23 protein-coding genes and 3 pseudogenes are annotated in these 20,840 nt (G+C 68.8%); 10 read left to right on the forward strand and 16 right to left on the reverse strand.

Translation table 11 applies throughout. The features are described from left to right. Positions 1 to 13: 13 nt before the first annotated feature. Both IE318_RS11670 and IE318_RS11675 read right to left on the reverse strand, forming a co-directional pair. Positions 14 to 445: an SDR family oxidoreductase gene (locus IE318_RS11670; RefSeq protein ID WP_189899357.1), complete on the reverse strand. Its 432-nt coding sequence runs from the start codon at positions 443 to 445 to the stop codon at positions 14 to 16. A gap of 23 nt (positions 446 to 468) precedes the next feature. Next, a complete protein-coding gene (locus IE318_RS11675; protein WP_189899360.1) occupies positions 469 to 900 on the reverse strand; it encodes a YybH family protein in 432 nt (143 codons plus the stop codon). Between the two features lie 72 nt (positions 901 to 972). Between IE318_RS11675 and IE318_RS11680 the strand changes: the two genes are divergently transcribed. Further along, positions 973 to 1,884, forward strand: a complete 912-nt coding sequence (locus IE318_RS11680; RefSeq protein ID WP_229903466.1) for a LysR substrate-binding domain-containing protein — start codon at positions 973 to 975, stop codon at positions 1,882 to 1,884. A gap of 43 nt (positions 1,885 to 1,927) precedes the next feature. Here the strand turns inward: IE318_RS11680 and IE318_RS11685 are convergent. Beyond that, positions 1,928 to 2,233 (reverse strand): annotated as a pseudogene (locus IE318_RS11685) (hypothetical protein); the annotation flags it as partial. Between IE318_RS11685 and istB the strand changes: the two are divergent. Then, positions 2,226 to 2,870 (forward strand): annotated as a pseudogene (istB, locus tag IE318_RS11690) (IS21-like element helper ATPase IstB); the annotation flags it as partial. The pseudogenes IE318_RS11685 and istB sit on opposite strands and share 8 nt — an antisense overlap. Positions 2,871 to 2,905: 35 nt before the next feature. On the opposite strand, the gene IE318_RS11695 reads toward istB, so the two are convergent. Both IE318_RS11695 and IE318_RS11700 read right to left on the reverse strand, forming a co-directional pair. Next, a complete protein-coding gene (locus IE318_RS11695; protein ID WP_229903467.1) occupies positions 2,906 to 3,472 on the reverse strand; it encodes an alpha/beta hydrolase in 567 nt (188 codons plus the stop codon). A 182-nt stretch (positions 3,473 to 3,654) separates the two neighbouring features. Then, positions 3,655 to 4,092: a nuclear transport factor 2 family protein gene (locus IE318_RS11700; protein ID WP_189899366.1), complete on the reverse strand. Its 438-nt coding sequence runs from the start codon at positions 4,090 to 4,092 to the stop codon at positions 3,655 to 3,657. Between the two features lie 109 nt (positions 4,093 to 4,201). On the opposite strand from IE318_RS11700, the gene IE318_RS11705 reads away from it, so the two are divergent. Further along, positions 4,202 to 4,798, forward strand: a complete 597-nt coding sequence (locus tag IE318_RS11705) for a TetR/AcrR family transcriptional regulator (RefSeq protein ID WP_189899368.1) — start codon at positions 4,202 to 4,204, stop codon at positions 4,796 to 4,798. A gap of 209 nt (positions 4,799 to 5,007) precedes the next feature. Here IE318_RS11705 and IE318_RS11710 read toward each other — a convergent pair whose 3' ends face one another. Then, entirely contained in the window at positions 5,008 to 5,172 is a 165-nt protein-coding gene (locus IE318_RS11710; RefSeq protein ID WP_189899370.1) for an STAS domain-containing protein, read from the reverse strand. 340 nt (positions 5,173 to 5,512) lie between these two features. After that, positions 5,513 to 6,532: a glycoside hydrolase family 11 protein gene (locus tag IE318_RS11715; protein WP_189899373.1), complete on the reverse strand. Its 1,020-nt coding sequence runs from the start codon at positions 6,530 to 6,532 to the stop codon at positions 5,513 to 5,515. Positions 6,533 to 7,102: 570 nt separating this feature from the next. Between IE318_RS11715 and IE318_RS11720 the strand changes: the two genes are divergently transcribed. The 5 genes and pseudogenes from IE318_RS11720 (at position 7,103) to IE318_RS11740 (ending at position 10,131) form a co-directional block, all read left to right on the forward strand. Next, the gene (locus IE318_RS11720) at positions 7,103 to 7,366 is read left to right on the forward strand and encodes a Ku family protein (RefSeq protein ID WP_189899375.1); all 264 of its coding nucleotides are present in this window, start codon (positions 7,103 to 7,105) and stop codon (positions 7,364 to 7,366) included. Between the two features lie 410 nt (positions 7,367 to 7,776). After that, positions 7,777 to 8,398: pseudogene (locus tag IE318_RS11725) on the forward strand (dihydrofolate reductase family protein). Between the two features lie 255 nt (positions 8,399 to 8,653). Further along, positions 8,654 to 9,238: a VanZ family protein gene (locus tag IE318_RS11730; RefSeq protein ID WP_189899377.1), complete on the forward strand. Its 585-nt coding sequence runs from the start codon at positions 8,654 to 8,656 to the stop codon at positions 9,236 to 9,238. Positions 9,239 to 9,615: 377 nt separating this feature from the next. Beyond that, positions 9,616 to 9,783: a hypothetical protein gene (locus IE318_RS11735; RefSeq protein ID WP_189899379.1), complete on the forward strand. Its 168-nt coding sequence runs from the start codon at positions 9,616 to 9,618 to the stop codon at positions 9,781 to 9,783. A 195-nt stretch (positions 9,784 to 9,978) separates the two neighbouring features. Beyond that, positions 9,979 to 10,131, forward strand: coding sequence for a hypothetical protein (locus IE318_RS11740; RefSeq protein ID WP_189899381.1), 153 nt, complete (start codon positions 9,979 to 9,981; stop codon positions 10,129 to 10,131). A gap of 301 nt (positions 10,132 to 10,432) precedes the next feature. Here IE318_RS11740 and IE318_RS11745 read toward each other — a convergent pair whose 3' ends face one another. From IE318_RS11745 to IE318_RS11785, 9 genes are all read right to left on the reverse strand, one after another. Then, positions 10,433 to 11,167: a cupredoxin domain-containing protein gene (locus IE318_RS11745; RefSeq protein ID WP_189899383.1), complete on the reverse strand. Its 735-nt coding sequence runs from the start codon at positions 11,165 to 11,167 to the stop codon at positions 10,433 to 10,435. Continuing rightward, positions 11,155 to 11,706, reverse strand: a complete 552-nt coding sequence (locus tag IE318_RS11750) for a hypothetical protein (protein ID WP_189899385.1) — start codon at positions 11,704 to 11,706, stop codon at positions 11,155 to 11,157. The genes IE318_RS11745 and IE318_RS11750 overlap by 13 nt, the downstream gene beginning before the upstream one ends. Positions 11,707 to 11,816: 110 nt before the next feature. Further along, positions 11,817 to 12,887 (reverse strand): cupredoxin domain-containing protein, encoded by a 1,071-nt coding sequence (locus IE318_RS11755; protein ID WP_189899387.1) that lies wholly within the window; start codon positions 12,885 to 12,887, stop codon positions 11,817 to 11,819. Between the two features lie 47 nt (positions 12,888 to 12,934). After that, on the reverse strand, positions 12,935 to 14,269 hold the full coding sequence (locus IE318_RS11760; protein ID WP_229903468.1) for a copper resistance CopC/CopD family protein: 1,335 nt from the start codon (positions 14,267 to 14,269) through the stop codon (positions 12,935 to 12,937). After that, on the reverse strand, positions 14,266 to 14,922 hold the full coding sequence (locus IE318_RS11765) for a hypothetical protein (RefSeq protein ID WP_189899389.1): 657 nt from the start codon (positions 14,920 to 14,922) through the stop codon (positions 14,266 to 14,268). Before IE318_RS11765 ends, IE318_RS11760 begins: the two co-directional genes overlap by 4 nt. A gap of 470 nt (positions 14,923 to 15,392) precedes the next feature. Further along, positions 15,393 to 15,872 (reverse strand): M23 family metallopeptidase, encoded by a 480-nt coding sequence (locus IE318_RS11770; RefSeq protein ID WP_189899391.1) that lies wholly within the window; start codon positions 15,870 to 15,872, stop codon positions 15,393 to 15,395. A gap of 27 nt (positions 15,873 to 15,899) precedes the next feature. Further along, positions 15,900 to 16,298: a hypothetical protein gene (locus tag IE318_RS11775; protein ID WP_189899394.1), complete on the reverse strand. Its 399-nt coding sequence runs from the start codon at positions 16,296 to 16,298 to the stop codon at positions 15,900 to 15,902. Positions 16,299 to 16,332: 34 nt separating this feature from the next. Next, positions 16,333 to 17,718 carry an LCP family protein gene (locus IE318_RS11780; protein WP_189899396.1) on the reverse strand — a complete coding sequence of 462 codons (1,386 nt, stop codon included), beginning with the start codon at positions 17,716 to 17,718 and terminating at the stop codon, positions 16,333 to 16,335. Between the two features lie 138 nt (positions 17,719 to 17,856). Further along, positions 17,857 to 18,903, reverse strand: coding sequence for a sodium:calcium antiporter (locus IE318_RS11785; protein ID WP_229903469.1), 1,047 nt, complete (start codon positions 18,901 to 18,903; stop codon positions 17,857 to 17,859). A gap of 448 nt (positions 18,904 to 19,351) precedes the next feature. On the opposite strand from IE318_RS11785, the gene IE318_RS11790 reads away from it, so the two are divergent. Beyond that, positions 19,352 to 20,089, forward strand: coding sequence for a helix-turn-helix transcriptional regulator (locus tag IE318_RS11790; RefSeq protein ID WP_189899401.1), 738 nt, complete (start codon positions 19,352 to 19,354; stop codon positions 20,087 to 20,089). A 166-nt stretch (positions 20,090 to 20,255) separates the two neighbouring features. Then, the gene (locus IE318_RS11795; protein ID WP_189899475.1) at positions 20,256 to 20,795 is read left to right on the forward strand and encodes a DoxX family protein; all 540 of its coding nucleotides are present in this window, start codon (positions 20,256 to 20,258) and stop codon (positions 20,793 to 20,795) included. The last annotated feature ends 45 nt before the right edge of the window (positions 20,796 to 20,840 follow it).

Raw genomic sequence — 20,840 nt, forward strand, 5'->3', positions numbered from 1 at the left:
GCTGTGGTGACCGTCAGACCATTGCCGGGTCGAAGGCTGCCGCGCGGTGCGCGGCCCACTGCGCGTAGGTGAAGGCCTGTCGCCCGGTGATCTCCTCGACCGCATCCAGGCGCTGGTGCTGTTCGCCGACGAATCCGGCGGTCTCGGCCAGGACGCTCGCCGAGGACAACACCACGACATGCCGCAGACCAGCTCGCCGCGCCGCGCCGAGGAAACCGCCCACGCCGGCGAAGGCCGGGGACATCAGGAACGCCCGCTCGACGCCGGACAGCGCCGCCGGCAGTGATTCCGGCCGGGTCAGGTCGCCGGGCACGGCCTCGACGCCGTCCGGGAAGGAACGGTCACCTGGTTCGCGGCTCAGGACACGTACTTCCTCGCCCGCGTCGAGAAGTTCACGCACGACGTTGGCGCCGACGTTTCCAGTGCCGCCGGTGACCAGGAACATGATGAGAGTCCTCCCGTTCCGGCTCAGGGCTCGAGGTCGACGACGCCGTTGCCGCTGCGGACGTCCAGCGGCACGGAGACGTGGTCGTGGGTGATTAGCCAGGCGCCATCGGTCTTGCAGAAGCAGTAGGTGACCCGGACCCACATGCCGTTCGTCGCCGTCCCGTTCTTCAGCGTTCCGCTGAGGCGGGCGAAGGCGTATCCGAAGGCGAGGTCGTCGCTGAGCACGACGGCCAGATCGCGCACTTCGTACGTCACGCGGTCGAAGACCGTGAACACGTTCGCCCAGTTCCTGAGCTTCGCCTCGATCCCGACGCGCTGAAGTGGCGGGTCGATGTCGTAGGACACGACGTCCACGGCGTAGACCTGCTTCAGGCCCTCGAGATCCTTGGAGCCGATTGCTTGGACGATCGCGTCGATCCGGCGACGGATCGCATCTTCCTCGTGGTTTCCCATGCCCTGGACACTATGACCCGCGAGTTATGCTGTCTAAGATTAATATTGCTATGACGTTATGTCGGTGGGGGCATGATGGAGCTGAACTCACTTCGGCAGTTCTTGGTGGTGGCGCGACTGGAGCACCTGAGCCGGGCCGCCGACGAGTTGCGCGTGGCCCAGCCGTCACTGAGCCGCACCATCGCCCGTTTGGAGAGTGACGTGGGGGTGCCGCTGTTCGATCGGAGCGGACGGCTCCGGTTGAACGACGCCGGCAAGCTCTTCCGCGATCACGTCGAACGCGCCCTCGGCGAACTCGACGCCGGTCGACGCGCCGTCGCCGAGGCCACCAGCGAGGGCCTGGGCGGCGTGCGACTCGCGTCGGAGACCTTCCTCACGCTCACCGGGCCGCTGGCGGCGTTCAAGCGCGAGCATCCTGCCCTCGAGATCGAGCTCCAATGGTCGTCGTCGGAGGACATGGCCCGCCGCCTGCGCGCCCAGGACGTCGATCTGTGCGTCGCCTCGCAGCCGATCCACGCGGAAGGCCTGCAATCGGCGCACCTGTTCGACGAACCGGTGTCAGTGGTCGTACCGCTCGGCCATCCGCTCGCCGGTCGCACGACGGTGACCGTCGAGGAACTCGCCGACCAGCCCTTCATCACCGCCCGCCAGGGGCATTGGCTGCGTCGGCTGCTCGACCGTCTGTTCGCCGCCCACGGCCTCACCCCCCACATCGTCTGCGAAAGCGACGAACACAGCGCCATCGCCGGCCTGATCAGCGCCGGACTCGGTATCGGCCTGGTCCCCGCGTTCGCCCGCCGCACCGCCCCGCACGCCCCCGTCTCCTGGATCACCGTCGACAGCGCCCACTGCCGCCGTACCGTCACGCTCTACTGGGGTGCCGACAGCCACCTGTCAACCGCCGCCCGCCTGATGCGCACCATGATCACCCGCTGGGACTGGACAACCGGCGCACCCCAAGGCGAGCAATCCAGCGTCGGCTGACGCCATGGCGCGGAGCGTCGGCGTGCGCTCGGGCGCCACGTCCTCAGAGCCCGGCCCCTGGCCGGCGCGCAAGCCAGGGGCCGAACCCTTCCTGTTCCGGGCCTTCCGCGTCGGGTGTGCCGCGGCTGGCAAGGCGTTCGTATCGCTGTCCGGCTGCTTGCGGAGTGCCGGGCCCGAGGCCGAAGGCGATCTCTTGCCAAGTCATGCCGCGGCCACGTGCCATCTGGAGGAGTCCGGTTTCCAGTTCGTCCATCTCTCCGCGAACCAGCGGGACGAGGCTCAGCGCGACGGTGATGTCGGCGCGGTCCACCTCCGGCTCACCGTCGTCGAGCTGTGCGGCCCTACTGTGCCACGACGAGATCACCCGACGCGAGAGCGTCGCGCTCGAACGCCGCCTGCGCAAGGCCAAGTTCGAGCAGCAGGCCACCCTTGAGGGCTTCGATTTCAACGCCTCCCCGAAGCTGTCGGCCGCCCAGATCCGCGACCTGGCCGCCGTGCGCTGGCTCCACTCCGGTGAGTCCGTCATTCTGTTCGGCCCCGTTGGCGTCGGGAAGACGCACGTCGCCCAGGCCCTCGGCCACCAGGCCGTCCGTCAGGGCGCGAACGTCCACTTCGCCAAGACCAGCCGCATCCTCGCCGAGCTCGCCGGCGGCCACGCGGACCGCACCTGGGACCGACGCATCCGCGAACTCATCCGCCCGGACCTGCTCATCCTCGACGACTTCGCCATGCGCCAGCTGTCCGCATCCCAAGCCGATGACCTCTACGAACTCGTCTCCGAACGACAGGGCCGGTCCCTGATCATCACCAGCAACCGGGCGCACAGCGATTGGTATCCCCTCTTCCCCAACCCGGTCGTCGCCGAGTCCCTGCTGGACCGACTCATCAACTCCAGTCACCAGACCATCATGAATGGCCCCAGCTACCGCCCCGACAAGCGACCCAAGGGCCCCACCGGCAAGCCGGACACCACCCGCAGCTGCTAATCGGAACTCGCCCGAGCCGATCTTGTCACATGCCCTCAGCGGTCGAGCGAGCCGATGAAGCGGTCCAGCCGAGAGACGACTTGCCGCAGGACGTCAACCGATCCTGCGGCATCGTCCGCAAGCTCCAGGCCATGGTCCGCCGAGGGCACTTCCAGGACGTCGTGTCGCAGGGACGCAGCAATGCGTGAATCCCAGAGCTTGTCGGCGCTCCCACCGATGAGGAGGGTCGGCTCCATGGTTCGCCGGAGAGCCGCGGCAACGTGGTTGATGGTCAGGACCGGGGTGAGCCATGCTGCCGGGATGTTGCTGTCGGCTGTGATGCCGCAGGCGAGGGAGCCCAGGGACTTGCCGACGACGAGCCGACAAGCCCCCGCCTCTGCTTCGATGGCCTCGGCGACCTGCCGTTCCACCCATGCGATCCGATCGTCCACCGTGAACTGCGCGAACCCATCGGGGATCTGCCACCACAGCTCCTGGACCGTCCAGCCGTGCTGGAGCAGGACGCTCCGGGCGAAGTGCAGCAGCGGCCGGGCAGGCGAGTAACCGACACCTGGAACGACAACTGCGACGCGATCTCGGCCTCCGTCGAAACGGGTGGGCATGGCGAAGGGGACGGGATCAGGCATGGCCGCAGACTACTAGTCACTAGATCACGTGACTCCCGGTGCTCGAACGTCGCCACAACCACCACGTTGGGAATTACGTGACCATGAACCCTGGGGAATTACGCGACCGTCGACACAACGGGACCAAGTGATCGCCTGCGATCAGCAGGAACGAGGGGCTATGCAGCCGTGATCGCGGCGAGCAGCCCCTCGGCCGCGTCGAAGGCGATCGCCCCGTCGAGCGGGTTGGAGTAGATGCGCGACCAGGTGATCAGTCCGTCTCGGATGCGGGCGAACATCACCATGTCGAAGGCGAACTGCTTCCCGGTGGCCAGGACGCGGCCGTGGAGGCGGTAGTCGGCGACGACGAGTTCGGGATCGGTCGTCTCGTGCACCTGGACGTGGTCCACGGCCGTGAACTTCTGCAGCTTTGCCCCTTCTTGCAGGTGGGCCCGGAAGGCGTCCCGTCCCGGCTCCTGCACGGGTGCGCCCGGCGGCAGGTAGGGCGTCTCGAAGACGGCGTCCGTGGTGAACGGGTCGGCCATCGCCTCGCTGGGGCCGTCGGCGGTCAGACGGAGGAAATGCTGGAGGACTTCAGACGGTGCTGCAGCGGTCATGGGACACTCCTCTCGATGTAACCGGGGCGATTGCCCCAGTTACGTGGTTGAACATACGGGGCGCAGGCCCCGGTTATCAATGCTCCAAACCCCCGTCCCTGGAGGGCACTTGACCACCGAGCGACAGCGCCCCTTGCGCGCCGACGCACGCCGCAACCGGGAGCGCATCCTGCAGACCGCCCGCGCAGCCTTCGCCGCCGAGGGCCTCGCGGTCCCGCTGGACGAGATCGCGAGGCGGGCCGGGGTCGGGCCGGGCACAGTCCACCGTCACTTCCCCACCAAGGAGGCGCTGTTCGAGGCCGTCGTGCGCGAGCACCTGGAGCAGCTGACGCTCGACGCCCGCGCCGCCCTGGCTGAGGCGGATGCCGGGCCGGCGTTCTTCGCCTTTCTGGCCCGGATGACCGCCGAGGCCGATGCGAAGCAGGACCTGACCGAGGCCATCACTGCGGCGGGCGACCCCATGGGCGTCGAGGCAGAGGAACTGGCGGCACAGCTTCGCGAGTTGTTCGGCGCGCTCCTCTCCCGCGCCCAGCAGGCCGGGGCGGTGCGCGACGACGTGGACGCAGCAGACGTGCAGGCCATCGTCGTGGCCGCGCTGACGGCCGGCCGCCGACGCGGCACGAGTGAGAGGCCCAGGAGGCTGGCGGGGCTCGTCTTCGACTGCCTGCTCCCACACCACGCCCACGCCCACGGGAATACGGCATGACGCGCTCGCTCGACGAGCTGGAGATCACCGCACGCGTTGAGATCCGATCGGGCGCTCGCCGCTCTACACCTCTGCCAGCGGTGGTCCCAGATCAAGCCGCCCACCCGCGCCACCGCACAACGCCCGATCTCCACGTTCCGCGACCTGCCCGGTGGTGGCGTCAGGATCGCCGCGAACCGTTCCTCGTTGTCGGCGATCGTCGCGTGGGTTCAGCTTCTTGATCGCCTCGTCGTCCAGTTGGTGATCTTGCCGTTGAAGATCTTGGCGATGGTGGCCGGGGCGAGCGTCAGACGTAGGGAGCCCTCGCGGCTGCGGATGCGCTTGGTGATCGCCACGATCATGCCCAGCCCATGGAGTGCGGCGAAGGGCTCCACGGCTTCGGTCTCCAGGGCAGCGGCTCGTCCGCGACCCCGACGCTGAGCTGCACGGCGTCCTGATGCGCAGGACCTTCTGATCCGCGCAACCCGCGGACCGATCCGCAACCCGCGGATCGCAGAGCCTCCTGATCGGCGAGCGGGGCGAGCGCAGCCGAACAGGATGGGAAGGGGCGGCCGGTGTTCCGGCCGCCCCCTGGCATGTGCTGTTGTCGCGAGCGGCTCCTCGCCCGTGCTCCGCATGACGAGCCGCGCGCGAAGGGGTGGGTACCGCAATTCCGGTACCCACCCCTCGTTTCCGCATCGGTCATTGCCGGTTCAACGGCGCATCAGCGGTGGTTCAGCTGGTGCTGCAGGAGAACGTCGGCCAGGTGGTGCTGCCGTTCTTCATGATCGTCAGGCCCCAGTTGTTGCCGTTGCCGTTGGGCGTGGCGACAAGCGTCTGAGCGTCGGGGTAGGACGCGTTGACGTTCCAGGTCGCGCTGACCTTCTCGGGGGACGGGACCTTGGCTGTCACCTTCCAGGTGCTGGAGCCGGAGACCGAGACATTGAGGTTGTACCGGTCGCTCCACGAGTCCCCGGCCGTGACGTTCACGGTGCAGCCGCCACCGCCGCTCGGAGGCGGAGTGCTGCCGCCACCGGTGCTGCCACCGCTGCTGCTGCCGACGGTGATGTTGGAGCTGCCGCTGCTCTGGTAGCCCTCGGTGGCCAGGATCTCGTAGTTAGGGGTGCCGAGGGTCAGACCGTGGCTCTTCCAGGCGTTGAAGATGTTCGCCACGGTGATGGTGCCGCCGGTGCGCTTCGCCTGGCGGATCGCCCAGTACTGGTCGAACGTCGAGCTGTTGCCCTCGATGGACGGAGCGTTGGTACGGGTCGTCTTGTACAGGTCGTACGTGCTGCCGTCGCTGCTGACCGAACCCAGCTTGGTCGCGCCCGAGCTCGGGTTGTAGCTGCCGTAGTTGTCGACGATGTACCACTCGACCAGCGGGTTCTGGAACCAGCCGTACAGCGACAGGTAGCAGTTGCCGTTGCAGTTCCACGTGCCCGAGTAGGTGACGGGGTTGGCAGAATTGCCCGGGTTCCAGCCCTTGCCGGCGACGACGTTCTGCGAGCCCGTGTTCCAGGTCAGGCTGTAGTTTCCGCCCGACCCCAGGGTCATGGTGGCGCCGCTGGACTGCTCCCAGAACGAGTAGAAGTAGCCGTTGTTGGTACCGGTGCCGTTCGAGCTGATGGTCGTGTCGGCCTGGGCCGCGCCGGGCAGCGCGAAGGCCACCACGACCGCCACCGCCGTGGCAACAAGCCCTCGGAGGGCGGCCACGAGGCCGCGTCTGCGGCGCATCTCGTGGGTCAGCGTTTTCATGGAGTGTTCCTCCTAGTGCGGGTGTGGGGGTGCCGCGCGCCATCGCCCCGTGGCCGTCACCGTTGGCCAGGACATGGGCATGACACTTCCGACCGCCAAGAGCAATGCGGCCGGAAACCGGGTCAGCGTGCGGCCCGGATCACCGGCGACTGAGCACCGGCGATGGCGAACAGTCTGGACCGCCGCCCCGGGGTGTCAACACTTTCGGTAGAAGTTTCGAAACTTTCTACGCGGCAGACGGTTTACTGACGACGCATAACACCTGGTCAGAGGATGATTCTTGCTGCTCACCCGTTCTCGACGATCAACTGCTATGCGACCACGCAGATTTGACGGACCGGTAGATGCTCCCCATGTCGAAAGTTTCGAGTCTTGCTTCGGTCGTTGCGGTGCGGCAACATCGAGGACGGTGCGCCGCGACGTGGGACGAGGCAGGTGCGGCGACGGGCTACGATCCGGGGGTGCAGCGGTGAGCGCGAAGGGGTTCGTCGAAAACGGGACGGTCGGGAGCCACGGCATCTCCCGGCCGAGGTCCGCAACCCGGCCGAGCTGCTGCCGCCGCCGGTGGAGGTGGGCGAGGACGAGGGTGCCCTGGCGCTGATGGACACGATGGCCGTTGATGCTCTCGAGGGTGCGGACTTCGTCGATCACTACACCGAGGCGCTGGAGCAGGTGATCGAGGCCAAGCGTGAGCACCGCGAGTCGTCGGCCGCGCCGGAGCCGGAGGCCGAGCCGGGGCGGGTGCTGCTGCCAAGGGGGCCGGTTGATCGCTCGCAGCGAAGGCTGAGCGATTCTCGACGAAGGCTGGTGACCAGCACTCTTTCTCACCGATGATTAAGCGCGCTGGTCAAAGCGTTGCGCCGAGCGGCGACCGCGGCGGCCGTCGCGACTTCCGCCGCGTGCTGACTCGCCGCGAGCACGCGCCCCGAGGGCTCAACAGGCTTCTGACCAGCAGCGATCTCGTACTCAATGTTCGGTGACAACGCTCAACGTTCCCTGAGAGAGGTCACAGGTTGTCCCGTGGCACCGAACCTTGATCGCGTGCCATCGAACCTTGACGGACGCGAGTTCGTGTCGTCGAAGTTTGAGCACAGCGTCAAGGGTCGCGGGCAAGCTGGGTGGCGCCGGGAACGGCGATACGGCCGCGCGATGAGTTCGCGGGCCCGGAACGGTCTACCCCAGCGATGAACGGAAGACTGCTCACCGCGAAGGCGACGGAAGATCGCCACCAAGAGGACGGCACAGTGACCAAACGTTTGGGCAGGGTGACATGCGACCTCTCGATCTCCGTCGACGGGTACTCGGCCGGGCTCGACCAGACCGAGCAGCGCCCGTTCGGCGACGACGCTGGTGATGGCTGGGGCGACAGGCTGCACGCCTGGATGTTCGAAAACCCCGGAGCAGCGGCAGGCCGAGCTCGACCGGCTGGCGGCGGTCGGCGCCTTCATCATGGGGCGCAACATGTTCGGCCCCGTACGCGGCGCGTGGGATCGACAGTGGAAGGGCTGGTGGGGCGACAATCCGCCGTACCACGCACCGGTCTTCGTGCTCACCCACCACCCGCGCGACCCGCAACCGATGGACGGCGGCACCACGTTCTACTTCGTCACCGACGGCATCGAATCCGCACTGCGGCAGGCTCGCGAGGCGGCGGGGGAGCGCAACGTGTCGATCCACGGGGGCGCGACCACCATCAACCAGTACCTCGCCGCAGGCTTGATCGACGAGCTGCGGCTACACATTGTGCCGTTCACACTCGGCGCCGGCACACGGCTGTTCGACGGCGTGCCGTCACTGAATCTTGAGCAGGTGGAGTCGAGAGCAGCGGACTCGGTCACACACGTGACCTATCGCGTGCTGTCCTGAGAGAAGGGCGGTGTCGCTCACAACTACCGCTCAAAGTTCGACGACACTCACTCGAAGTTCGACGGCACAGGACACCGGTGTCCTGTCTCATCGAAAGTTGAGCGTTCTCCACCGAAGCTTGAGCGGCGCTGAGTTCAGGGTTCGGCGTCGCGATGATCTTGTTCGTCACGGGATCAAACGCCGATCAATACGCTGCCGATACGTGCCGTCGGTGAGACTGCCCATGAAACCGGATGGAAGCAGAGGGGTGGCAGGGTGCGACTCGAAGGGTGGCACGGCTGGGTCGGTACGTTCACCGGGGTGGTGCTCCTCACGGTGGCCGCGTTGCCGTTGGCAGCGCTGGCGGCGTGGGCTCTGGCCCGCTGGCGGAGGCTCACCGGTGCCAGGGCGGCGAGAGCGTGGCGCATGTCGCTCGCCGAGGTCGGCATCGTCTACGGGACAGTGCCGCCGGTCTGGTTGATCCTGCTGCCGGGCGACGAGGACGGGGCGGTCGTGAACCTGGTGCCGCTGCGGGACCTGCTCACGATGGACGCGGGCCAGATCGTCGGCAACCTGCTGGTGTTCGCGGCGCTGGGGTTCCTCGGCCCGCTGCGGTTCGCGGCGCTGGCATCGGTACGGCGGGTTCTCGCACTCGGGGCGGGCTGCTCGATCCTGGTCGAGACAGCGCAGTACGTCCTGCAACTGGACCGGGTGTCGTCCGTGGACGACGTACTGCTCAACACCGTCGGCGCCGGTCTGGCCGCACTGGCGTCACGCCACTGGTGGCGCGCCGGCAGGATCCCGCTCCCCGCGGGAGGAACGGGCTGGGAGCGCGTGGAGGTGAGCGGGAGATCCGCATGAGGTGTGACGGCGACCGTTGACAAGAAGGCCTCCGGAAAGGAGCCCCTCGGCAAGTAGAGACCTCGAATCAGGGGGGCTCATACCGAAGGAGAGACAGCCTGAACTCTGAGTCCGGTCCCTGTCGCGGGCCGCTCAAGGTTCGGTGAGAACGCTCGACCTTCGATGAGACAGGTCAGCCGGAAAGGAGGAGCAGGCATGACGATCGACGACGTGCTGCACCGCCTCGGCGTGGGCCCCACCGAGCTGACCCAGGCGCCGGGCCGGCAGGTCCACCGGGAGGCGGCGGCCCGTATCGGCCGGAACCCGTGCCCGTGTGCGGGCTGTGGTGAACCGGCCCGCGTGACGGGCATCGTCGACGTTCCCGGTTACGGCCGCCGGTGGCTGGACCGCTGCCGGGACTGTGCTTCCTGGCCGCCGTCGACCTGGAGCCGTCCCGGGTGCCGGGCACGGTCGACGGGATCGTCGCCGACCTGCGTGCGGCCGCTGCCGAAGCCGGGGTGCAGCTGACCGTGGTGATCGACGACAGGGGCGGCTGCCGTGGGTGAGGTGCACCGGTTCCACCTGACCGTGACCGGCCGCCTGGTGATGCGGGGGAGGAGACCGCCCGTCGCAAGTTCACGTCGTGGGTGGGGGAGTACGGCAGCATGCCCGGCGCCCGCATCACTCTCACCGATGAGGAGCAGGGCAGCGTGTTGACGACGTGGCCGGGCGAGGGCTGACCGCCCGCCATGCTGTGCAGCATGGCCCATCGCCCCTGCCCTGCCCGCGGCTGTGCGCTGGGGCAGATCCTGCGCCGTCACCGCAACGAGCCGCCGCCCGGCCGGCTGCCGGCCACACCCATGCACGGGCAGGGGCCGACCGGTGAGTACCGGCTCTCGACGCGCCGCCGCTAGGAGCCGCCCCCCCCGTCGCATGCCGCGCGGCCTTCTTCACGCTGAGTTCCCCCGCAGTGCGGGAGTGGCCGATTAGCTGGTCAGAGCGGGTTGACGTGGTTTCAGGTTCGCTTGTTCGGTCGCAGCGGTTCGGTCCGTCTGCGGTGAAGTCGCGTGGTCGACCGGGCTGGGTCCGCTTTTGGGCCCCGCCCGGCCGCCCGCACGTGGGAGGAGTCGATCACCGCCCGCGACCACCGGATGTCGCTGTGGACGGTCGTCACTGATGCTGCCTGCACGCAGAGAGTGAGCGGCCACTGGTACGTCAGCTCGGCGAGGCGGTGTCGCGGCGTGCGCCGGCGGCGGCCGAGCGGGAACCGACCAGGAGCAGGCAGAGGACGGCGACCCCGGCGACGACCCCGGCGAGGAGGAGCAGCGGGTCGAGCGGGCGGGCCGCGGACGTGGTGCTGTCGGCCGGTGCGGCCGCCTGCTGGGTGGGTGCTGCCGCGGCGGCTGCCGCTGTGGCTGAGGCAGATGGACTGCCCGGCGCGGGCGCGGCGGCTGACGCGCTGTGGCCGGGGTGCGTGGTGGACCCAACCGCGGGAGCGGACCGGGCGGGCTGTGCGGCTGAGGGGGTGGAACCGGCGTGCTGCTGGGTGGTCGGGTGCGTGGTGGGAGCGGGTGCGGCGGCGGCCTTGACGACGAGCTGCGCGGACATACCCGGGTGCACGGTGCAGACGTAGCCGTAGCTGCCGGGCGTGGTGAAGGTGTGGCTCCAGGAGCCGCCCTTGCTCAGCAGCGGGGAGTGGATCGACTCCGGACCGGAGGTGGTCTTTACGTTGTGGGGGGCCTGGTCCTGGTTGACCCAGGTGACGGTGTCTCCTGCTGTGATGGTCAGGCTGCGCGGGCTGAAGGCGTAGCCGGACATCACGACGCGGTACGAGGTGGCAGCGTGCGCGGGGCGGGGGGCGAGGAAGGTGAAGGTGCTGGCCAGGAGCAGGGCTGCCAGCAGCAGGTGTACGGCGTGGCCGGGCCGGAAGCGGATGGTCAGGAGGTGCATGTGAACTCCGCGGCGACGAGCAGGCCGAGGTGGCGTGCGGGGCGTGTCCGGGACAGGGCGAAACCGGTCGTGCGGTGCAGCGGACCGTAGGGGACACGCGCGGTGCCGACGACGAGCAGGCCGGCGCCGGTACGCTCGACGACGCGCAGCAGCAGCGTGGCGGGAAGTGGTTCGAGCGAGGCGTCGCCGGTGCCGAGGGACCCGGGCACGCGCAGCCGCGTCCCGCCCGCCACCGGTTCGATCGCCGTACTGACAAAGGTGAGCAGCTCGCCGCCGAGCGCATCGCCGCCGAGCGCGAGGCTCAGGAGACAGTGGGCGGGGTCGGGGGCGACGGTCAGCCCCACTTCCTCGACGTCGGCGCGTCGGCGCAGGGTGACCAGCGGGCCGATGCGGTAGGTGAGTTCGGTGATGCAGTGGTCGGCGGCGGCTGCGTACGCGCCGGGGCGGGGGAGCCAGTCACGGTCTGGCTGCTCAGGCGGTGCCGCGGCGGACGACGCGTGCACCGGCAGCGGTTGTGTGGGCGGGCGTTCGGTGGTCATGGCGGTACCTCGGGCTCGTGGCGGGCGCCTGCCGGATCGGGGACAATGGCGGTGGTGGCGGGCCGGCCGACTGCGACTCGGCCGGCCCGCCACGTTTCATCGCGCCGGTGTCAGCAGGAGTTGGTGAGGTAGTCCTCGGTGGGGGCGAGCATGTGCTCGGCCCAGACGGTGTGCATCTTCACGTAGGCGTCGGGGTTGAGGATGTCCGAGACCTGCTGGCCAAGGGACTCCTCCAGGTGCGCGGAGTTGACGTGCTGGAGAAGCACCGTGAGGGTGGAGTCGCCGACGGAGCCGGCGCCGTTCACGGCCGGGGTGAGGATGGACTCCACCCAGACGGTGTGCATCTTGATGTAGCTGTCGAGGCTGAGCGCGTCCTGGACCTGCTGGCCCGGGGACTCCTCCAGGTGGGCCTTGTCGATGTGCTGGAGGATCGGCAGCAGAACCTGCTGGATGCTGACGCACTGCTCGCTGCCGCCGTCACCGCTGCCTCCGCTCGTACCGCCCGAGCCGCTGCTGCCGCCGGTCGAGCCGCCGCCAGAGCTCGATCCGCCCGTGCTGCCTCCGGTCGAGCCGCCAGTGGAGCCGCCCGTAGACCCACCGGTGGAGCCTCCGGTCGAGCCGCCCGTGGAGCCTCCGGTCGAGCCGCCCGTGGAGCCGCCGGTCGAACCACCGGAACCGCCGGTCGAGCCGCCCGTACCGCCGCCGCTGTCGGCGACGACGGTGATGGAGGCGGTCATGTCGGGGTGGACGGCGCAGTAGTACTTGTACGTGCCGGGCTTGGTGAAGGTGTACGACCAACTGTCGCCCTTGTTCAGGGTGCCGGAGTCGAACTTCGCCGGGCCACTGGTGGTGGTGACCGTGTGCGGAGCGGAGTCCTCGTTGACCCACTTCACGGTCTGGCCGACCTTGATGGTCAGGGCTTGCTGGGCGAACTTGTAGTTCGTGATTTTGATGGTGTGATCGGCCGCCTTGGCCTGCGCCGCGGCCGGTTGGGCAATGGAGTGGGCCTCGGCTGCCGGGGCGGCGGTGGCCGGAGCGGCGGCGCCGCTGGATGCCTGGAGGAGGCCCAGACAGGCGGCGGCCGTGATGCCGGCGCCCACGCCGGTGGCCAGCAGTACCCGGTTGCCGGCCTGGGAGCGGCGGTGGCGCGGCGGGGGCGCGGTGGTGTCGTCGGTGCGCATGATCGTGTGTCTCTCCTTGTCAGATGAGAGGGGGTAGGCGGGACCGGTCAGCGGCCGGGAGCGGACGTGACCAGCAGGCTCGTCGCGGCGAGGACGACGAGGACGAGCCCCGTCTCGGCTGCGACCGAGTAGATGAAGGGCCGTACGGTGGCGCGGTTGCCGCGCAGCAGGACCGCGATGTCGAGCCGGGTGCGCACCCAGCTCCGGCTGCCCTGGGCGATGAGCAACACCGCGGCCAGGATGGCGAGTTTGAGCAGCAGCAGACGGCCGTACCCGGTGTGGAACAGGGCCCCGAACGAGCCGACGACCTGCCAGGCCAGCACCGCGCCGGCCACCGCGATCGCCCCGACGGAGACACCGGCGAGGGCGGAGTAGCCGGACACGGCGGCCGACAGCTCTTCCGGGCGGCGCCTGGGCAGTACCCCGAGGAGCAGCAGGGTCAGACCGCCCAGCCACACGGACACACCGAGCAGGTGTACCAGGTCGGCCACGGCGCCCCAACCGGGATGCGTGCCTTCGGCGTTGTGGCCGGCCATGCCCGTCGTACGAAGCAGCCCGAGCGTGACGGCGAGGGCGCCGACCCGCCAGCCCGGCGAGCGCGCGGCCCGTTCACTTCCCTGGAGCAGCGCGGCGAGCACGACCGCGGCAAGCACCCACATCAGCACCCGGCAGGCGGACACGATGCCGACCTCCGTGCCCAGCAGGTCCCGGTACGTGGCCAGGTGGAACGCGTCGCCGAGGGCGCCCATGGCCCCGTACGCGCCCTGCAGTCCCGGTGTGACCAGGCTTGCCGCGAGCCCACCTGCCCAGGCAAGCGTGAGGATGCGGCGGGTACGGCGGTCCTGGGTGCCCTGCGGCCAGAGAAGTGCGAGGAAGACGAGGCCACCGACGTACAGGGCGAGGGCGAGGTATCCGGCCCAGCGCGCAGCCGCCCAAACCGTGCGCACGCTGTCAGAAGGCGTGGGTACGGCGGCGGCATCGGAGGCGGAGGCGTCCTTCGTCTTCGCGGTGAGGGCAAAGGAGAGCGTTCCGGAGGTCGGATGGCCGTCCTCCATGTCCCGCACCCGCCAAACCAGGGCGAGCCGGTCCTGACCGACCATCCTCGGAACGGAGACCTCGACAACATTTCCCCGACGATCGCCGTGGTCCGGACGAGACAGAGGGAGCTGCTGCCCGCCACCTGCGGTGACACGGACCTCCGGCAGGTCGACAGGTTCGCTGAAGGTCAGCCGTACCGTGGCGGGCGTGTGGGTGATCCGGGTGCCGTCCTTGGGTGAGGACGACTCCAGTTCGGTGTGAGCCGAGGCGGCTGGAGCGAACAGCAGCAGAGCCACAACAGCGGCCGGGGCGGTGGCCCATAGGCGCACAGCACGAAGTCTCACGGCAGCACCTCCGGCAATACCGAGGGTGACGGTGCAACGCCGACGCACAGCGACCAGAGGTCTGCGCCTGACGGCGACGAGGAGGGAGACGGCGTCGGGGAGGCCGTGACTTCGGGAGCGTCCGGCCCAAGCAGGCCGTCCAGCAAGCCGGTCACGGACGTGAGCGCGCCGCTCAGCAGCGGCTGCACCACGTGTACCTCGCCCTTCTGGCAGCCGTTCGACGGCGTTGGAGAGGGGGTGGAAGAAGGCTGCGGTGAGGGGGAATCCGATGCCGAAGCGGAGGGCCCGGGCATCGGTATCTGACCTTCGTCTCCGTTGCCTGCCTCCTGGCCGCTGCCCCCGTCGGCGGACGACGTGTCGCTTGCGACAGGAATTCCGGCGCCGCCGCCTCCGGTCCAGGAATTCCCAGATGAACCCGCGGCCATATCACCGCCAGGATTGCCGGCGTCCCCGGGCGCCATCCCCTGCGACGGGCCGGCCGAGGCCGATGGAGGCGGGGCTGCCGGCGGTGCGGCTGTGTTGAAGGTCGTGGGTGCGGGTGCGCCAATGCCGGACGCGTATCCGAGCACGACGATCACCGCGGCGACCAGGGCACCGGCCACGATCTCGTCGCGATGGTCTCCCGGCCAGGACGCCCTGGCGAACAAGGACATGCCCCCTCCTGACGCTGTGTGTGAAAGGCAGTGCCCAGGAGTGGAGCGTTACGAGGTCTCCCGACCAATACGCGTCAGTTAATCGCCCGTTTCATTGCCTCATATTCGGCCTCTACCCGACTGTGAGAACGGGCCTCTCCACCCCAATCCGCACAAGACATTCCGTGAAGAAGATGGAGTGTTCGTGAATTCGAACGCGCTCCTCATTTATTCCTTCACTGAATCACCGCGAATGCATATGCACGGCAGCGGCATCTCTCACAGGTGGCTTGGGCTGATGAACTCGAACGCGTGTTGCCTGAGACGCCCGGCGGCGATGGAGCTGCGTCGCCATCTGTACAGACCTGCACTCGTGAACCGCCCTTTCAGGTGGTTGCCGCGTTGGGGGTGTGGGCGAGAGCGGAGATCACCAGGAACAGGACTCCCGTGAGGCGGGGCTTTGAGGGCTTGGCATGCTGTGGTGGCGCCGGTCAGTAGCTCATGCGCATGCCGTGGGTGAAGTTCTCGTAGTAGCCGCCGCCGTCGCCGAGGTGGGACATGTGGTGTGGCTTGGCGCTCTGCCCGCCGTAGACCCCGCCGTGGGCCATGTCGATCTGGGCGTTGTGCATGAGCGAGAAGTGCAGGTGGGGTTCGAAGCCGCCGGTGCCGCCGACCTTGCCGATGACGGTGTTGTTGCCGATGCGGGCTCCGGTTGTCACATCGACGTGGCTGAGGCGGCAGACCACGCTCCACCAGCCGCCGCCGTGGTCCACGACGTCGGTGTTGCCGCACGTGGACCAGCCGTCGGTGGCGGGGCCGGCGTAGACGACGCGGTCGGCGCCGTCGGGGGCCAGCACCGCATCACCTTGGTTGAGGGTGAAGTCCAGGGCGTACTGCTGGTTCATCGACCCGGGCGCGTGGCAGCCGACGTGGTAGCCCTGCCCGAAGTAGCCGCCCTGCTGGTAGGCCACCCAGCTGCCGGTGTTGGCCTGGCGGGTTCAGGGCACCTGCAGGTACTTGTTCATCGGCCAGTCGGTGCAGCGGGCCAGCGTGTTGGGGTAAGGAGTGCCGCCGCCGGACTGGCCGCCGCAGGCGGGCGCCTGGGGGGTGACGTCGCCACCGGTGTCCAGCCACACGTCCGCGATGTAGCCGGTCCCTCCGTTGCAGCTGTTCTGGTCCCAGTAGGACTTGGTGCCGCCCCAGCCGGAGACGGTGGCCCCGGTGGCGTAGCAGGAGACCGTGTAGCGCTGCCCGGTGGCTGCGGTGCCCAGCGCCGCGGAGCCGGTGTTGGCGGCGGAGCGCACCGTGACGTTGGGCTGGGCTTTGACCGTGCCGGTCAAGGCCCTGGTGCTGCTGTGGTGAGCGTCCGGCTGCGGTCGGTGGTACTCGCCGGTCATCTGGTCAGTACTCCTGGCGTGCGGGTGCGGTGGTTCAGCCGGTGATGGCCGGCATGTCGGGGCCGATCGTCAAGGTCACGGTGGTGGCCGCCTGTGTGGACGGGGTGGGTGTCAGGCCGGGCAGGTGGCCGGCGAGTGCCTGGGCCTGCTCCGACCGGCCCGGGGCGTAGGAGAGCGTCGTGTTGTCAACGGAGCTGGGAGCGTTGCCGGTGGCCGTGATCTGGAAACCGAGGGCGCGCAGCTGGTCGGCGACCTTCAGCGCCGCGCCCGTGGTCCCGGTGCCGTTGAGGACGGTGACGTGCACGGTGCTCGCCGGGACGGGCAGGTGGGCGGTTGCCTTCTTCAGGTCGACCTTGGTCGTCTCATGGTCGTGGTTCAGGGCGCTGAACAGTTGCCGGGCGGCGGGCTGCTGCCAGGTGACGTTGGCCTTGTCGGTGGGCACGTCGCGCTCGCGCGGGTAGTTGGGGACGGTCAGGAAGGAGATCCGGTCGGTGGCTATGCCCTTCACGCTGGAGGCCAGGCCGTAGAGCTGCTTGATGCCGGCCAGGTCCGGGTCCGTGGTCAGCGACTTGGTGGCGGAGTTCAGGAAGCCGTAGAGGGCGGTGGGGTCGTAGAGCTTCGACTTGGCGCGGTCGGCGAGGGACTGCATGAATTCCTGCTGGCGTCCGATGCGTCCGATGTCGGAGCCGTCGCCGATGCTGTAGCGGGCGCGGACGTAGCCGAGGGCCTTGTCGTCCTTGACGATCTGGCAGCCGGCCTTGAGGTCGAGGTGGGCCTTCTTGTCGTGTATGGCCTGCTGGGGGCAGACCTGGACGCCGCCGAGGGCGTCGACCATGCCGGTGAATCCGCGGAAGTCGACGATCAGGAAGTGGTCGATGCGCACCTGGGTGTTGGCCTCGACGGTCTTGATGGTGCAGGCGGCGGCCTTGGCGGTGTCTCCCGTGGTGCCGCCGATGGCGAACGCCTCGTTGATCTTGAAGTGGTGGGCCGCGAACGTCGTGCCGTTCCCGCGGTCGCAGGCGGGGATCTGCACCCAGGAGTCGCGCGGGAAGGAGACGACGGTGGCCCATTTCCCGTTGCCGCCGGTGTGCAGCAGCATCAGGGTGTCGGACTGCATCGTGGTCAGGTTCTTGCCGTAGGCATCCCCCAGGCCTTTGCGGCTGTCGGAGCCGATGACCAGGATGTTCTGGCCGCCGGCGGCGGCCTTGGGGCGGTTGTCGCCCAGTGCGTTGCTGACGTCGGCGCCCTTGATGTTGCCGTTGAGATGCGTGTACGCCCAGCCGCCGACGGCAGCCGTGGCCAGGACGAGGACCGAGGCGGCGAGCGCCACCCAACGACCGGTCCGCCGCTTGGGACGCCTGCGCCGGCGTGGTCCGGCCGGGGTCTCCCGACGGGCGGTTCTGCGTGCGTGTCCTGCCATAGCCGGGGGTGCTCCTTCGCTCGCGCCGAGTGCTGTGTCGTTCCATGGGAGTGGCCCGGCTGCCGCCCACAGGCGTTCGCAGGCGGCAGCGTGGTCCGTGCCGCCGCCGGGGCCGGGCGGCGGCACGGGCATGCCCGGTCAGCTGAGGATGGGGATCAGACCGAGGGCGAAGAGGACGTAGAAGCCGGCCGCGACGGCCAGGCGTGCGGGGGTGAGCTTGTGCGCGCGCATGGTCAACAGCAGGTAGACGATCGCCGCCATGGTGATCAGTCCGGACCACAGCAGGGCGCCGTCGAAGTGCCACTTCGTGAAGAGAAGACCCAGGCCTGAGGGGACGGTGGCCTGGATCATCATCGCGCCGGAGATGTTCGCCAGGGCCAGTTGAGTCTTGCCCTGGCGGACCCAGATCACCGCGTTCATGATCTCGGGGAGTTCGGTGGCGATCGGGGACAGCAGCAGGGCGGTCACCGAGGCGGACAGGCCGATCATCGGGCCGATGGCATCCAGCTGCTTCACGAACAGCTGCGACGCGAAGAAGATCACCACCAGGGTGAGCAGCGTCTGGGCGATGACGGCCCAGGTGGCCGGGGACGCGGCCTTGGGCTGGAACTTCAGCGGCTCCAGCTCCACCTCCTCACCGTCCTCGTCCTGGCCGCCGCGGATCTCCCGCCAGAAGTAGACCGCGTACGCGGCGAAGAAGAGCAGACCGAGGACGGGCTTGAAAGCGAACGCGACCAGGCCGAGCGCCACCTTCACAACGAAGATCGGCAAGAACCACTTCTGGTCCTTGGCCAGCCGCTTCATGTCCTTCTCACTGCCCAGGGCGAGAGTGTCCACGTCCTCGTCCGGGACGCTGGAGGGCATGCCGGCGAGGGCCGGCACCCGCACATGCTCCTTGCGGCGCTTGAGGAGCAGCATCGCGCCGGTGACGCCGTAGGCGACGGTGGCCAGGGCCAGCGGTCCGCCCATCGCGGCGCCCACTCCGATGTTCTTGGCTTCCTCGGTGCCGCCGGTGGTGACCGCGACGAGGGTGACCACGGACTCGGGCAGGGCGGTGCCGAAGGCGGCCAGGATCGTGCCGACCGCCATCTTCCCCACGTTCAGGCGCTCGCCCAGCCACTCCACGGCGTTGACGAACCACTCGCAGGAGAGGTAGATCGCGACCGCGCAGACGATCAGCAACAAGAAATGGATCACAGGTCTCGTTCAGCCTTCCCGCACCGGCGGGGCTTCGAGACGACCGCGCGAAAAGGGGACGGCGGCAGCTTCGACCCCGCCGACACGACATACGTCGTCGATAAAGGGCCGAAGGTCTCGCCCACCCGCACACGATCGGCGCGGGCCCGGTCACCGGGAACCCGGCGCTGGGCTCCAGTGTGTCGACGACCGGTATCTCGGGGCTACTCCCCTTCGCAGGCGCCCACAATACACTCCGTGCCGAGTCACCGGTGTGACCGGTGGCACTCTGCTCGGCCACCCTCGATCCGGCATGGGCGCCACGCCGGCGCTGCTGCCCGGCTCGGATGAGCAGGGTCAGGCGGTGGTCCACCGGCGACTGGCCAGCTCGAGTATTTTCTCCAAGAAATAGGCATTCAGGGGTTTCGACCATTTTTATTAGCGATACGATCGTGTCGTGGGATTGGACCACGGTTCGTTGACCACTCTCGCCGCCCTCGGCGACGATCTGCGCCGCCGCATGTTCGAGTTCATCCGGCAGGAGCGGCGTCCGGTCACGCGCGAGGAGGTGGCCGACGACCTCGGCATCTCCCGCAAGCTGGCGGCCTTCCACCTGGACAAGCTGGTAGCGGTCGGCCTGCTCCAAGCCCACTACGGATCATCCACAGGCATCCGGAAGGTCGGCCGCAGACCGAAGATGTACGAGCCGGTGGCCGAGGCCATCGCGGTCACCATCCCCGAGCGCCGCTACGGCATGCTCGCCGACGTCCTCACTGAAGCCGTCATGACCGAAGCCGGGGACGAATCGGCCCGCGACGCCGCGCTTCGTGTGGCGTATCGGCGCGGGGAGTCCCTCGGCGGCGCGGAGCGGGAACGGGTACGCCCCGGGCGGCTCGGCGCCGAGCGAGGGCTGAGTCTGGCTGCCGACATGCTGGAGAAGTTCGGATACGAGCCGGAGCGCGCCGCCCCCACCTTGCTGCGGCTGCGCAACTGCCCCTTCCACCCCCTGGCGGCCAAGGCCCCGGAATTGGTCTGCGCCGTCAACCAGGCTTTCCTGGCCGGATATCTGCACGGCCTGGGGAGTGACAAGAACACAGCGGTGCTCGCCCCGCGACCCGACGCGTGCTGCGTCGAGCTCCGCGCGGACGGCGTGGGCCAGGACGCCTCGGAATCCGGAACCGCCTGCGGGCGGTGAGCCGGCCCGGGGGGAGACGGCGGGGCCTGGAAGCACCCTTCCGCGATGGAGCAGGTGCTCACCTTCGATCAGTGGCTCGGCGCGTGATCCGAGCCGGGGGAGTACCCCATGCACGTGCTCATCGGAGCATCCCATGGCTGCGAAAAGTTACACAGCGAAGAGTTACATGAACCCGGCTTCTCCCCCTACGGAAAGGACAGAGCGACACACCGCCACGCTGAGGTCATCACCCTCCGACTGGGGGCTCCTGCTGCTCCGGCTGACATTCGGACTGCTGATGGCAGGGCACGGCGCTCAGAAACTGTTCGGGATTTTCGGCGGAAAGGGTCTGACGGCGACCGGCATGGGATTCGCCGCCCTCGGGTACCGCCCGGGGAAGCTCTTTGCCGTGATCTGCGGCCTGTCCGAATTCCTCGGCGGCCTCGGTCTGGCCGTGGGGCTGCTCACCCCGCTCGCGGCCGCCGCGCTGATCGGCGTCATGATCAATGCGATGGCCACCGTGACGGGTGCCAACGGCCTGTGGGAGACCGACGGCGGTGTGGAGTACAGCGTCGGCATCGCCGTCGTCGCCTTGTCCATTGCCACCATCGGTCCCGGGCGGCTCGCCCTTGACCGGTTCTTCCGCTGGGGTGCCGGCGGGTGGGTCGAGGGCGCCTTGGCCCTGGGCCTCGGCGGAATCGCTGCCGCCATTGTCCTGAGTCTCTGAACGTTCGGGAAACCGCCGTCACCTGCAACCGATCACCGAGAGCTC

Source organism: Streptomyces spiralis, from assembly GCF_014654675.1.
GTDB classification, from domain to species: domain Bacteria; phylum Actinomycetota; class Actinomycetes; order Streptomycetales; family Streptomycetaceae; genus Streptomyces; species Streptomyces spiralis.

What these genes read in the sequence shown, in the direction of transcription:
- IE318_RS11670 (WP_189899357.1), bottom strand. Translation starts at nt 445, where the DNA reads ATGTTCCTGGTCACCGGCGGCACTGGAAACGTCGGCGCCAACGTCGTG.
- IE318_RS11675 (WP_189899360.1), bottom strand. Translation starts at nt 900, where the DNA reads ATGGGAAACCACGAGGAAGATGCGATCCGTCGCCGGATCGACGCGATC.
- IE318_RS11680 (WP_229903466.1), top strand. Translation starts at nt 973, where the DNA reads ATGATGGAGCTGAACTCACTTCGGCAGTTCTTGGTGGTGGCGCGACTG.
- IE318_RS11695 (WP_229903467.1), bottom strand. Translation starts at nt 3,472, where the DNA reads ATGCCCACCCGTTTCGACGGAGGCCGAGATCGCGTCGCAGTTGTCGTT.
- IE318_RS11700 (WP_189899366.1), bottom strand. Translation starts at nt 4,092, where the DNA reads ATGACCGCTGCAGCACCGTCTGAAGTCCTCCAGCATTTCCTCCGTCTG.
- IE318_RS11715 (WP_189899373.1), bottom strand. Translation starts at nt 6,532, where the DNA reads ATGAAAACGCTGACCCACGAGATGCGCCGCAGACGCGGCCTCGTGGCC.
- IE318_RS11740 (WP_189899381.1), top strand. Translation starts at nt 9,979, where the DNA reads ATGGCCCATCGCCCCTGCCCTGCCCGCGGCTGTGCGCTGGGGCAGATC.
- IE318_RS11745 (WP_189899383.1), bottom strand. Translation starts at nt 11,167, where the DNA reads ATGCACCTCCTGACCATCCGCTTCCGGCCCGGCCACGCCGTACACCTG.
- IE318_RS11750 (WP_189899385.1), bottom strand. Translation starts at nt 11,706, where the DNA reads ATGACCACCGAACGCCCGCCCACACAACCGCTGCCGGTGCACGCGTCG.
- IE318_RS11755 (WP_189899387.1), bottom strand. Translation starts at nt 12,887, where the DNA reads ATGCGCACCGACGACACCACCGCGCCCCCGCCGCGCCACCGCCGCTCC.
- IE318_RS11765 (WP_189899389.1), bottom strand. Translation starts at nt 14,922, where the DNA reads ATGTCCTTGTTCGCCAGGGCGTCCTGGCCGGGAGACCATCGCGACGAG.
- IE318_RS11775 (WP_189899394.1), bottom strand. Translation starts at nt 16,298, where the DNA reads ATGACCGGCGAGTACCACCGACCGCAGCCGGACGCTCACCACAGCAGC.
- IE318_RS11780 (WP_189899396.1), bottom strand. Translation starts at nt 17,718, where the DNA reads ATGGCAGGACACGCACGCAGAACCGCCCGTCGGGAGACCCCGGCCGGA.
- IE318_RS11795 (WP_189899475.1), top strand. Translation starts at nt 20,256, where the DNA reads ATGAACCCGGCTTCTCCCCCTACGGAAAGGACAGAGCGACACACCGCC.